The 12,303-nt window shown below is 74.8% G+C and carries 9 protein-coding genes; 5 read left to right on the top strand and 4 right to left on the bottom strand.

The window, feature by feature from the left end; genetic code table 11:
* Both GA0115242_RS16970 and GA0115242_RS16965 read right to left on the bottom strand, forming a co-directional pair.
* On the bottom strand, positions 1–1,182 hold a 1,182-nt coding region (locus GA0115242_RS16970; RefSeq protein ID WP_093829276.1), incomplete at its 3' end, for a DUF6545 domain-containing protein.
* Positions 1,179–1,790 carry a toxin-antitoxin system, toxin component family protein gene (locus GA0115242_RS16965; RefSeq protein WP_093829274.1) on the bottom strand — a complete coding sequence of 204 codons (612 nt, stop codon included), beginning with the start codon at positions 1,788–1,790 and terminating at the stop codon, positions 1,179–1,181. The genes GA0115242_RS16970 and GA0115242_RS16965, both read right to left, overlap by 4 nt.
* Before the next feature lie 269 nt (positions 1,791–2,059).
* On the opposite strand from GA0115242_RS16965, the gene GA0115242_RS16960 reads away from it, so the two are divergent.
* Positions 2,060–3,580 carry an arabinosylfuranosidase ArfA gene (locus GA0115242_RS16960; protein WP_093829272.1) on the top strand — a complete coding sequence of 507 codons (1,521 nt, stop codon included), beginning with the start codon at positions 2,060–2,062 and terminating at the stop codon, positions 3,578–3,580.
* Between the two features lie 15 nt (positions 3,581–3,595).
* On the opposite strand, the gene GA0115242_RS16955 is transcribed toward GA0115242_RS16960, so the two are convergent.
* Positions 3,596–6,538 carry a glycoside hydrolase family 35 protein gene (locus GA0115242_RS16955; protein ID WP_093829270.1) on the bottom strand — a complete coding sequence of 981 codons (2,943 nt, stop codon included), beginning with the start codon at positions 6,536–6,538 and terminating at the stop codon, positions 3,596–3,598.
* 78 nt (positions 6,539–6,616) lie between these two features.
* Here GA0115242_RS16955 and GA0115242_RS16950 point away from each other — a divergent pair, with 78 nt between their 5' ends.
* Together GA0115242_RS16950 and GA0115242_RS16945 are read left to right on the top strand one after the other, a co-directional pair.
* Positions 6,617–7,075 carry an RrF2 family transcriptional regulator gene (locus GA0115242_RS16950; protein ID WP_093829268.1) on the top strand — a complete coding sequence of 153 codons (459 nt, stop codon included), beginning with the start codon at positions 6,617–6,619 and terminating at the stop codon, positions 7,073–7,075.
* Between the two features lie 89 nt (positions 7,076–7,164).
* Positions 7,165–8,064, top strand: coding sequence for a sulfite exporter TauE/SafE family protein (locus GA0115242_RS16945; protein ID WP_093829267.1), 900 nt, complete (start codon positions 7,165–7,167; stop codon positions 8,062–8,064).
* An 82-nt stretch (positions 8,065–8,146) separates the two neighbouring features.
* On the opposite strand, the gene GA0115242_RS16940 is transcribed toward GA0115242_RS16945, so the two are convergent.
* The gene (locus GA0115242_RS16940; protein ID WP_093829265.1) at positions 8,147–8,917 is read right to left on the bottom strand and encodes an intradiol ring-cleavage dioxygenase; all 771 of its coding nucleotides are present in this window, start codon (positions 8,915–8,917) and stop codon (positions 8,147–8,149) included.
* A 180-nt stretch (positions 8,918–9,097) separates the two neighbouring features.
* Here GA0115242_RS16940 and GA0115242_RS16935 point away from each other — a divergent pair, with 180 nt between their 5' ends.
* The gene (locus GA0115242_RS16935; RefSeq protein ID WP_093829263.1) at positions 9,098–10,276 is read left to right on the top strand and encodes a 4-hydroxybenzoate 3-monooxygenase; all 1,179 of its coding nucleotides are present in this window, start codon (positions 9,098–9,100) and stop codon (positions 10,274–10,276) included.
* 174 nt (positions 10,277–10,450) lie between these two features.
* On the top strand, positions 10,451–12,085 hold the full coding sequence (locus tag GA0115242_RS16930; protein WP_093829261.1) for a methyltransferase: 1,635 nt from the start codon (positions 10,451–10,453) through the stop codon (positions 12,083–12,085).
* Positions 12,086–12,303: the final 218 nt, after the last annotated feature.

The raw sequence follows: 12,303 nt of genomic DNA, 5'->3' as shown, positions 1-12,303 counted from the left end.
CACGTCGGGGCGGCGCAGGGCGCGGGAGACGGCGCCGATGTCGCGCAGCAGGTCGGTGGTGTCGTGGCCGGGGCCGCCGTCGTCGGCGGGCGCGCGGTGCCGGACCGCGACGGCGTCCTGGATGGCGAGCGCGGCGGCGGCCGCCTTGGCCCGCTCGGGCTCCAGGCCGAGGGAGAGGGCGGCCCGGTAGGACCGGCCGCGCCGCTCCTCGTCGATGTGCCGGGCCAGCGGCAGCAGCACGTCGCGGATGAACGTCTCCCGGCGGATCAGCCGCAGTTCGGGCGTGGCCCGCAGCACCACGGGCATACCGCCGCCGTTGACCGACCTCATCAGCAGGTACAGGGGCCGCAGTTCGCGGTGGGCGAGCCTCACCCGCCAGCGGTCGTGCAGGTACTGGCCCGCGTGCGGCAGGATGAAGCCGACGGCGATCAGGATGGCGGACAGGCAGGCGACCGGCGGGGCCACCCCGGTGGAGAGCCAGTCGAGGTCCGCGCCGGTCCAACGGGCCGTCACCGCCGTGAGTTTGACGGCGTCGAAGACCACCTGCACGACATAGCCGACGCCGAGGAACTTCAGCCCCCAGCGCAGCCACGCGTCGAGCCCGTCGGTGCGCACCCAGTTCCAGATCAGCCAGGAGGTGATCAGGGTGGCCACCGTGTGCGCGAGCAGGTACAGCAGGATCATCTCGCGCAGGTACGGGGTGGTGGCGTAGTAGGTGTCGAGGTCCCGCAGCCGCTCGACGTGCCCGTCCGCGAGGGCGAACAGCACCCACAGCGAGACGATCACCCCGGAGTAGGTCACGATCACCCGGCGCATCGCGCGGGCGGTGGCGTCCGAGCGGTCGGAGAGCCCGTTGCGCCAGGCGATGATCAGCAGCAGGCAGGAGCCGCAGTACGCCATCAGCAGCGAATACACCCAGGGCGCCGCGATGTTGGGGATCCCGGTGATCCGGTTGACCCAGGCGATGGTGGACGGCGCGACGAAGACGAAGACCGCGCAGGCGAGCAGCAGCAGCCCGCCCACCGCGCGCAGCATCGGATCCCCCCAGAGGCGGATGATCGACGGCAGCTTGATGGCCAGGGCGGCGGTCAGCACCCCGGCCGGGATCCACCAGAACGACGGGTAGAACTCGTTGACGAACCCGGCGGGGCTGAAGGCGAGCCGGGCGGCGAGGACGGTCACCGCTCCAGGCCCCCGCGGCCCCGGTAGCCGAGCGACCGCTGGAGCGGGTCGAGGGGCGGCCCGCCCGGACGGCCGAGCAGCGGGCGGACGGCGGCGGCGAGCCGGTGCCCGAACGCGTCGGCCTCGGCCTCGTCGCGGGCCCGGGAGCCGTCGCGCGCGGCCATCCCCAGCGCTCCCCGGGGCCAGTCGGCGAGGGCGTGCGCGACCGGCGCGGTCACGTGGCGGTGCCGGTGCCCGGCGTGCAGATGCCACAACTCGTGGCCCAGGATGACCAGTTGCTGCACCTCCTCGGCCCGTTCCTCGACGATGACGAGGTCGAAGTCGGGCAGCTCGACCCAGAGCCCGGTGACCTCCAGCTCGTCCGGGAACCGCTCGAAGCGCAGCCGTACCGGGCGCCCGCCGCGCAGCGCGGCCATCTCCGCGCACAGCGTCCGGGCCACCTCGGGCACCCCGCCGAGCGGCTGGGGCGCGTCCCGTACGGCGGCGCGCAGCCGGGAGACCAGGGCGCGGGTGCCGACGGCGCGGCCCGCGCGCGCCGGGGGCCGCAGCCGGCGGGCCAGGCCGGTGACGATCCGGACCGCCGCGCTCCGCGCGCCCGCGCTCTCCATCGTCGCCCCTCTCGCCGCCGCACACCGGCGTGTTCGAGCCTACGCGGCCGGTCGGACCCACGTCATGTCATCTTCATGTCATTCGCACGACCCGCACGACCGCCGTCCGCGTCCGGACCCGCCTCGCGCCTGCCCGCCGGTCGCGGTCCGCGCCCGGTCCGGCCCATTGACGGGAAAGCGCTTCCTCTCTACGGTCCCGTTCGAGCACACGAGCGCGATACGAGATTCCGAACAGGGCGTCGCAGGGCTCCCGTTCCCGAGAGGTGACCATGAGCAAGAGCACCGCCCGCTTCACCCTCGACCCCGCCTTCACCGTGGGCGAGGTCGACCCGCGGATCTTCGGGTCGTTCGTCGAGCACCTCGGACGCTGCGTCTACACCGGCGTCTTCGAGCCGGGCCACCCCGCCGCCGACGCCGCGGGCCTGCGCACCGACGTCCTCGACCTGGTGCGCGAACTGGGTGTCACCGCCGTGCGCTACCCGGGCGGCAACTTCGTCTCCGGCTACCGGTGGGAGGACTCGGTCGGGCCGGTCGAGGACCGCCCCCGCCGCCTCGACCTCGCCTGGCACTCCACCGAGACCAACCGCTTCGGCCTCGCCGAGTTCATCGCGTTCCTGCGCGCGATCGGTCCGCAGGCCGAGCCGATGATGGCCGTCAACCTCGGCACCCGGGGCGTCGCCGAGGCCCTCGAACTCCAGGAGTACGCCAACCACCCGTCGGGCAGCGCCCTCGCCGACCTGCGCGCCGCCCACGGCGACAAGGAGCCGTACGGCATCCGGATGTGGTGCCTGGGCAACGAGATGGACGGCCCCTGGCAGACCGGTCACAAGACCGCCCGCGAGTACGGCAGGCTCGCCGCGGAGACGGCCCGCGCGATGCGCCAGCTCGACCCGGGCGTCGAACTCGTCGCCTGCGGCTCCTCCAGCCAGTCCATGCCGACCTTCGCGAGCTGGGAGGCGACCGTCCTGGAGGAGACCTACGACCTGGTCGACCTCATCTCCCTGCACGCGTACTACGAGCCCCAGGACGGCGACCTCGACTCCTTCCTGGCCTCCGCGGTCGACATGGAGTCCTTCATCGACAACGTCGTCGCCACCTGCGACCACGTCGGCGCCCGGCTGAAGTCGAAGAAGAAGATCAAGCTCTCCTTCGACGAGTGGAACGTCTGGTACACCTCCCGCTGGGAGGCGCACGCCGAGGCCCACGACCCGGCCGACTGGCCGCAGGCGCCCCGGCTCCTGGAGGACGACTACAGCGTCCTGGACGCCGTCGTCTTCGGCTCGCTGCTGATCGCCCTGCTGCGGCACGCGGACCGGGTCGCCGTCGCCTGCCTCGCCCAGCTCGTCAACGTGATCGCGCCGATCATGACCGAACCGGGCGGCCCGGCCTGGCGCCAGACCACGTTCTTCCCGTTCGCGCAGGCCTCCCGGCACGGCCGCGGCCAGGTCCTCGACGTCCGCGTCGACTCACCGACCCACGACACCCGCAGGTTCGGCGAGACGGACCTGCTGCACGCCACCGCCGTGCGCGCCGACGACGGCACGGTCACCGTCTTCGCCGTCAACCGCTCCCGGACCGCGCCCCTCCCGCTGGAGGTCGCCCTCACCGGCCTCGGGACGACGGCGGTCGTCGAGCACAGCGTCCTCGCCGACGCCGACCCGGACGCCCGCAACACCCTCCGGGAGCCGGACCGGGTCGTCCCGCACCCGGCCGAGGGCACCTCCCTCACGGACGGTGTCCTGCGCGCCGTCCTCGAACCGCTGTCCTGGAACGTGATCCGGCTCGCCTGACCGGCCCGGCGGTGGTCAGGGGCCGGGGGAGGGGACCGGCGCGACCGGGACCCCTCCGGCCGCCGCGCCCAGCAGGGTCAGCGCGACCCGGGCCGGTCCCGACTCCGTCGTCCCGTCCGAGAGCACCGCCAGGGCCAGCGTGTTGGTGCCCCGGGTGCGCAGGATGCCGTTCGGCAGCACGAACGTGTGCTGCGGTCCGACGTCGTTGATGTACTGGCCCATGTTCCAGCCGTTCAGGAAGATCTGGACGCGGTAGGCGCGCTCCGGGTCGTCGTCCAGGACGAGGCCGACCGAGGCGTCGGTGGCGGCGTCCACGGCCAGCGTGAACGTCGTGCGGTACCAGGTCACGCCCTGGCCCCGGTCCGCGCGCGGCAGTTCGGCCCGCTGCCACCCGCCGTCGTCGAACCCCGGCAGGTGCCAGCCCGCCCGCTCCCCGTGCAGCCCGCCGGTGTTCTGCGGTCCGCGCACCGGGTCGGCCGCCGGTTCCCCCTGGAGCCGCCAGCTCACCTCGGGCCCGGCCCCGTCGAAGGTGACGGCGGTCAGTCCGCGGGCCGCCTTGTGGGTGTCGAGCGCCTTCCCGTCCTGGTCGTGCTGCATCCGCCGGACCAGCACGGAGAGCACCCGGGGCGCCCCCGCCCGGTCCGCGTCGGGCACCGGGAACTCGGCCGTCGCCGTCCATGTGCCCTGCCGGATCGTGCTGTTGCCGGGCACCGGCATCCGGTGCGTGCCCAGCGGGCGGCCGTCGAGCCAGGCCATCAGCAGGCCCTGGGTGCCGGTGCTGTAGGCGAGGGACACCGACCGCGCGTCCGTGTCGCCGGTGAGGCGGGCCCGGTACCAGACGTCGCCGTAGTGGAAGCCGTAGTCGTCGGCGAAGAGCACCGGCTGCCCGGCCGGGACCGGGGTGGTGCTGTGCGACGCCGTCAGGTCGGCGCGGCGCCAGCCCGAGTCGTCGTGGCCGGGTTCGGCCTCCGGGTTCCCGGACCTGCGGCGCCAGCCGCCGAGCGCGGGCAGCCGCACCGGCGCGGGCCCCGGCAGCTCCCGCGCGGCACGCAGACTGCCGGACGCGGTCCGCTCCGCCGCCACCCGGGCGCCGTTCCACTCCAGTTCCTCGACCCCGCGCGGCGCCCACACCTCAAGACCCGCGGGCGTCACGGTGTCCCCGGTGAACCGGGCGGTGGTGCCCTCCAGGGTCACCGAGCGCACCAGGTGCGGCCCGTGGGCCAGGACCGTGCCGGAGGGGGTGTCGCGCGGCCACAGCCGCAGGGACGTCTCGTCGTCGGCGAGCAGCAGGAGCAGCGGGGTGGCCACCCCGTCCCCGGAGACCGCCACCCGGGTCAGCCCGCCGAGCCGCGCCTCGACCGTCAACAGGCCGTCCGCCCAGCGGTGTTCGGCGCTCCCGTCGAGCACGGTGACGGTGGGCCGCTCCGCGCACTCCAGCGCCGTCACCGTCGGCTCGTCGCGCCGCCCGGTCAGCACCACGATCTCCCGGCGGGCCGCCGTCAGGGCCAGCATGGGCTGGGCGGTGGAGTACCGCATCCGGCGCCGCCCCAGCCGCAGGCCGGACGCCAGCAGCCGGGCGTCCCGGGCCGGGACCGTCACCGGCAGGTCGGCGCCGTCGACCGGGAGCGTCGAGGTGACCGGCGCGGCCGAGTCGTTGCGCAGCACGTGGACGTGGGCGCCGGTCTCCGGGTTGGTGAGGTGGTACACCTTCAGCCCGGCCGCCGTGACGTCCTCGGCCCGCTCCAGCACCGCGAAGTCCGGTACGCGCTGCAGGAGATGGCCGAGCTGGTGCATCGGGACCAGCTTGGCGGTGGCGTTGCGCCCCTCGTCGAAGGCCGCCCCGTAGTCGTACGAGGTGTAGACGACCGGCGCGGGCAGCCAGCCCCACGAGGTGCCGCCGAAGGTCATGTAGACGTTGTGCAGGGTGATGCCGTTGGCGAGGTTGGTGAGGTAGAAGCGGCGCTCGTAGGCGGCGTCACGGGTGCGCCGGGACTCCGCGTACCCCTTCTTCTTGAACCAGACCCCGCCCCACGGGTCGAACCAGCCGCCGCCGAACTCCGGTACGAAACCTGGGGTGTCGGGGCTGGCGCTGGCGCCCCCGGTGACCCCGCCGGGGCCGAACCGGCCCCAGTCCGGCGGGTCCTGGGACGGCGACGGATAGCCGTCGAAGCCGTACAGCCAACGCCCCTTCTCCCCACCGGTGTCGAAGGAGCCCGGCAGCCAGTAGCCGTTCCTGCCCTTGTCGTTGTGGAACAGCGGCACGTCGATGCCGTCGGCGCGCACCTTGCGGTACAGGTGGGACATGTAGGCGGGGCCGGTCGGCTCGGCGACGAACGCGTCGTACTCGTTCTCGATCTGGTAGAGCAGCACCGTCCCGGTGCCCCGCGTGTACTGGTGCCCGGCGACGATCTCGTTCACCCGGGTGAGCCACTCGTCGGCGTGCGCGAGGTAGGTGGGGTCGGCGGTGCGGGCGGTGCCCTTCGTGGCGGTGAGCCAGCCGGGGAAGCCGCCCGCGTCGATCTCGGCGTTGATGTAGGGGCCGGGGCGCAGCAGCACGTACAGGCCGGTCTCGGCGGCGGTGCGCAGGAAGAGGTCGAGGTCGCGGATGCCGGTGAAGTCGTAGCGGCCCGGCGCGGGGGAGTGGTAGTTCCAGGACACGTAGATGCTGACGGCGTTGTAGCCGTGGGCGCGCATCTTCTCCAGGACGTCCCGCCACAGCGACGGGCTGGGCAGCCGGAACGGGTGCAGCTCGCCGGACCACAGCACCAGTCTGCGGCCGTCGACGAGCAGGGAGTGGCGGTCGAAGCCGACCGTGTGCCGCCGCCGGTCGGCGCGCGGCGGCCCGGCGGGCGGTGCGGGGGCGGCCCAGGCGCAGGCGCCGTCCGCGCTGCCGCCCAGGGCGAGTCCGAGCACCGCGGTTCCGGCGAGTGCGCTGAAGTGTCGTCTGCTGAGCCCCACGGGGGCCTCCCGTCGTGCGGTCCGTCGGCGGGCGCGTGCGGGGTCATTCTGTACAGGCGGACGCCGCACAATGAGCGTATGAGGATCTCGGCACGGGCGGATTACGCGGTACGGGCGGTTCTGGAGCTTGCCGTACGGCAGGACGGCGCTCCGGTGAAGGCGGAGGCGATCGCCGCCGAGCAGGGCATCCCGCACAAGTTCCTGGAGGGCATCCTCGGCGACCTGCGGCGGGCCGGGGTCGTCGACAGCAGGCGCGGCGGGGGCGGCGGCTACCGGCTGGCGCGCGAGGCGGAGCGGATCACCGTCGCGGACGTCATACGCGCCGTCGACGGCCCGATCGTCTCGGTCCGCGGCGAACGCCCCACCGGCCTCGAGTACACCGGCTCGGCGCGGCCGCTGCTGCCGCTGTGGATCGCGCTGCGCGCCAATGTGCGCCGGATCCTGGAGGGGGTCACGGTCGCCGACATCGCGGCGGACGCGCTGCCCGCCCCGGTCCGCGCCCTGGCGGCGGAACCGGCGGCCTGGGAGAACCCCTGACCGGCCGGGCCCCGCCCCCCCGGAGGCTGTGAGCGATCCTCATGGTCGTCTCAGGCCGCCCTCAGTTTCGCGTCCTACCGTCCCCTCCCATGCGTACGCTGATCCTGCTCGCCCTCGCGGGCCTCGGGGCCCAGTTGGTCGACGGCAGCCTCGGCATGGCCTACGGCGTGACCTCCACGACCCTGCTGCTGGCCCTGGGCACCGGGCCCGCCGCGGCCTCCGCCACCGTCCATCTCGCCGAGATCGGCACCACCCTGATGTCCGGCGCCTCGCACTGGCGGTTCGGGAACGTCGACTGGAAGGTCGTGGTCCGGTTCGGGGTGCCCGGCGCGGTCGGCTCGTTCCTGGGCGCGACGGTGCTCTCCCGGCTGTCGACCGAGGTCGCCGAACCGGTGATGTCCCTGATCCTGCTGGGGCTCGGCGTGTACGTGATGTCCCGGTTCACCTTCAAGGGGCTGCCCGCCGACCGGCTCGGGAAGCCGCTCGGCCGGCGGTTCCTGACCCCGCTCGGGCTGGTCGCCGGGTTCCTCGACGCCACCGGCGGAGGCGGCTGGGGGCCGGTCGGCACGCCCGCGCTGCTGGCCAGCGGGCGCCTGGAGCCGCGCAAGGTGATCGGCTCCGTCGACACCAGCGAGTTCCTGGTGGCCGTCGCCGCCAGCCTCGGCTTCCTCTTCTCGCTCGGCTCGCAGGGGCTGAGCTGGACCTGGGTCGCGGCCTTCCTGGCCGGCGGTCTGGTCGCCGCGCCGGTCGCCGCCTGGCTGGTCCGGCTGGTGCCGCCGCGGGTGCTGGGCTCGGCGGTCGGCGGGATCATCGTCGTCACCAACGTCCGCACGCTGCTCACCAGCGACCGGCTGGGGGCCCCGGACGGGCTCGCCGTGCCGGTGTACGCGCTGCTGCTGCTGGTGTGGGCCGCCGCCCTCGGGCACTCCGTGCGCGCCCATCTCAGGGAGCGGGCGGCCGGGGCGGAGCGGGAGCCGGTCGCCGTCTGAGCCGCCGGGCGGACCGGTCGCCCGGCCGGGTGCGCCGCCCGGCCGTCCTCCTCCGGCCGGGCGGCGGTCGTGGCGGGCCGGGTCAGCCCTGGTCGACGCCGAGGGTGAGCGTGCCCGTGTACCCGGCCGAGGTCGTGCTCCCCAGCGCGGTCAGGGTGAGCAGCCCGGATTTGGCGCCCCCGCCGTCGTAGATGGAGTCCTGGGCGAGGGTGGTGCGCGGGACGGTGTTGGCCGGGTACGGCGAGACGGCGGCGACCTTCGCGGTGATCGTCTCGTCGAAGAAGAGCTGCCCGGTGTGGAGTTCGCGGCCGCCGGTGAAGTGGCCGTCGGCGGTGACGGTGACGCCGGTGTGCACCTTGACGTGGATGTGCACGCAGCGCCCGCGGTACCAGCCGGGGTAGACCGAGGTGAGGCTCGCGGCGCCGGAGGAGCTGGTCAGGACGGCGCCGCGCAGGAAGGTGCCGTCGTCCGGCTCGCTGTGGCCGTTGCTGCCGACGAACCCGGAGTACTCGCCGAGGGCGTCGCAGTGCCAGATCTCCACCAGGGCGCCGGAGAGCGGCGCACAGGTGGCGTCGTCGACGACGGTGAGGTTCAGCTTCAGCGGGATGCCCGTCTTGCCCTCGGTGACGTCGGCGCGGACGTACTGCCCGGCCAGGTAGTAGGGGCCTTCGGTCATCTCCTTCGTGAGGGTGCAGACGGCCGCGGCGGCCACCGGGGTGGCGTCGGCGGGGTCCGCGGCGGGGGCGTGGGGCGCGGCGGCGGTGACGGCGAGCGCGGCGGCCGTGGCGCCGGTCGCGATCAGCACGGTGCGGCGCCCGACCGGGGTGGGGGTTGCTTCCGACGTATCTGTCATGGACACGGCACCGTAGGAAGGGATGCTGTCGGCGGGCTGTCAGTTGGGCAAAGTGACGAAGCGTCAAGTTCCTTGCAGGACAGTCACCCCTGGAGGCGAATAGTGACGATCTGGTGAAGTTCCGCGGCGATCAGGCTGATATGAAACCACTTGGCCGAAATCGCAACATCGGGGGCGGGCATGGGGAAACGATTCGACGACGCCTCGGCGCAGGTCGGAGTGGCGATCGTCGGGGCCGGACCGGCCGGGCTCGTCCTGGGCAACCTGCTGCTCGACCGGGGCGTCGACTGCGTCGTCCTCGAACGGCGCGAACGCGCGGCGGTGGTCGGCCGCGCCCGCGCCGGGTTCCTCGCCCCGGGCGCCGTCGAGACGCTCACCCGCAACGGCCTCGGCGACGGCCTGCTGGAGCGCGGCCGCACCCACCGCACCTGCCGGTTCCGCGGCGAGCACGGCGAGTTCACGCTGGACTACTCCCGGGCAGGACGGCGCGAGGCGCACACCGTCTACCCGCAGCAGGACCTCGTGCGGGACCTGCTGAGCGCGTTCGTGGAGCGCGGCGGCGACATCCGGTTCGCCGCGCCGGTCCGCGAGGTCACCCGCGGGACGGTCCGCCTCCACGACGGCGGCGAGGTGCGCGCCCGGTACGTCGCGGGCTGCGACGGACACCGCGGCGTCACCCGGGCCGCCCTCACCGCGCGCGGCACCCGCACCGCCCGCTGGGACCACGGCGTGACCTGGCTCGCCGTGCTCGCCGCCGCCGGACCCAGCATGCCCGCCGTCGGATACGCCCTGCACGAACGGGGCTTCGCCGGGCACATGGCCCGCACCGACACCGTCACCCGCTACTACCTCCAGGTCCCGCGCGGCACCGACCCCGCCGACTGGAGCGACGACCGGATCTGGACCGAACTCGCCACCCGGATGCGGACCGCCGAGCACGGCCCGCTGCGCACCGGCGCCGTCCTGGAGCGCGCCGCCGTCGACCTGCGCTGCGACGTCCTGGAGCGCCCGGGAGCCGACCGGCTGTGGCTCGCGGGCGACGCCGCCGGACTCATCAGCCCCTCGGCCGCCAAGGGCGCCAACCTCGCCGTCGTCCAGGCCGCCACCCTCGCCCCCGCGCTCGCGGCGGCCCTCGCCCACGGCGACTCCAAGGGCCTCGACCGGTACGCCGACGACTGTCTGCCCCGGGTCTGGCGGGCCCACGAGTTCTCGCACTGGATGAGCGGCCTGCTGCACGGCCCGGTGGGCCACACCCCCGAGGCCCGCTACGGGCGCGCCCTCCAGTACGCGCGCCTGGAGAGCCTGCGCACCTCCCGCGCCCACCAGGACCACTTCGCCGAGAGCTACACCGGCATCTGACCCGCCGCCCCCCCCGCCGCCCGCCGCCTCGCCCCCCCGCGTACCTCCTGCCCCCCCCCCGCGCATCTCCTGCCCCCCGCGTGTCCCGTGCGTCCCGCACCCCGCACCCCGCACGCCCCGCGTCCCTCGCACCTCCCGTTCCGCCCCCGCCTCCCCACCGACACCGGGAACCCCATGAACCTCCCCGTCGCACCAACCCGGCTGCCGGCCGCCGACCTGGACCGCGTCCTGCGCGCCGCCTCCGTCGCCGCCGCCCAGGACACCGACACCGCCCTGGCCGACCTGCTGCCCGACCTGACCGGCGCCGAACGCGCCGACATCGCCCGCCATCTGGTCTTCGACCACACCGCCGTCCTCGTCTTCCCCGACTCCCTCGAAGGACTGGGCGAGGAACTGCGCCGCCGCGGGCTGCGGCCCGGCCCGATCACCCCCAGCGTCGTCGTCCGCGACCGGCTCGCCCGCCGCTACGGCGCCCTCGTCCGGGACGTCCCGGTCGGCATCACGCACATCGCGGCGGGCGACCGGAGTGTCGAGGTGTTCGCGCTGCCCGTGCCGCCCGGCTCCCCGCTCCAGGCCGTCGCCGCCGACGAACGGGCCGCCGAGCACGAGGCGCACCACGCCTTCGCCACCACCGCCCCCGGCACCGTCGTCACCGCGGGACTGCGCGCCCTGCTCCAGGAGCGCGGCGGCGCCGTCCCCGACGGCGGCGGCCACAACAGCCACGAGAACGTCACCGTCCTGTACTTCCGCACCCGGGCCAACCGCCGCTTCGAGCTGCGCCTGCCCGGCCGCCACGACCTCCTGCCCGACCCGGCCGCCACCCTGCTCACCACGCTGACCGGCGCCTGGGCCACCCAGGCCGTCGCCACCATGGCCGAACTGCGCCTCGCCGACCACCTCGCCGCCGAGCCCGGCCTCGGCGCGGGCCCGCTCGCCGACCTCACCGGCACCGACCCGGACGCGCTGCGCCGACTGCTCCGCTACCTGGCCGGGCTCGGGCTGGTCACCTGCGCCGGCGACGCCTATCACCTCACCGCGGCGGGTGAACGGCTGCGCACCGGCACCGAGTTCTCGCTGCGCCCGCTGGCGCTGCTGTACGGCGGCCCGTTCTACGACTCCTTCGCCGGACTCACGCACGCCGTCCGCACCGGGCAGGAAGCTTTCGCCCACCGGTACGGGCAGCACCACTTCGCCTACTTCGCCGACCGCCCCGCGCTCGGCGGCCTCTTCCACCGCGCGATGGCCGCCAGCGCCGAGATGTTCGCCCCGGTCCCGCACCTGGTGGACTTCTCCGCCGCCCGCCGGGTGGTCGACGTGGGCGGCGGCAACGGCGCCCTCCTCGGACGGCTGCTGCGCGCCCACCCCCACCTGGAGGGCGTCCTGCTGGAGCGTCCCGAGGCCCTCGCGGCGGCCCGCGAGGAGCTGCGCGCGGCGGGTGCCGAGGCCCGCTGCGCCTTCGTCGAGGGGGACTTCACCGAGTCCGTGCCCGCGGACGGCGACGTCTACCTGCTCTCCCGCGTCCTGCACGACTGGGACGACGACCGCTGCCGCACCCTCCTCGCCACCTGCGCGGCCGCCGCGCGTCCCGGCGCCCGGCTGCTCGTCGTCGAACGGCTGCTGCCGCCCCGCGAGGGCACCCCGTCACCCGCGGTGGCGTGGGACGTCCACATGCTGTGCAACGTCGGCGGCAGGGAACGTCACGAGGCCCACTACCGCGCGCTGCTCACCGAGGCGGGCTTCACCCCAGGCGCCTGCCACGCGCTGCCCCTGTCGGCGTTCCTGCTGGAGGCGGTCCGGACGGGGCGGTGACCCGGCCTGCCGCGTCCGGGGCCCGGTCCGGCACCTGCCGCTTCCTGACGACCTGTGCCGGACCGGGCGGTCACTGCGGGGACGTCACCCCGTCTGCCCCATGCCCGCCGCGTTCGGCCAGCTCTGGGCGTTGGGCCAGCCGGTGGCCGGTGCCGGGGCGAGCTGTTCCGGGCTCGGGGCGGTGGCGCCGCGGACCTGGGCCGCGGTCAGGCCGCCGC

The sequence above is a fragment of the Streptomyces sp. SolWspMP-5a-2 genome, from assembly GCF_900091845.1.
In the GTDB taxonomy this organism is placed as follows: domain Bacteria; phylum Actinomycetota; class Actinomycetes; order Streptomycetales; family Streptomycetaceae; genus Streptomyces; species Streptomyces doudnae.
Note: the sequence above shows the minus strand (reverse complement) of the source record. Positions and strands in the feature narration are given on the sequence as shown.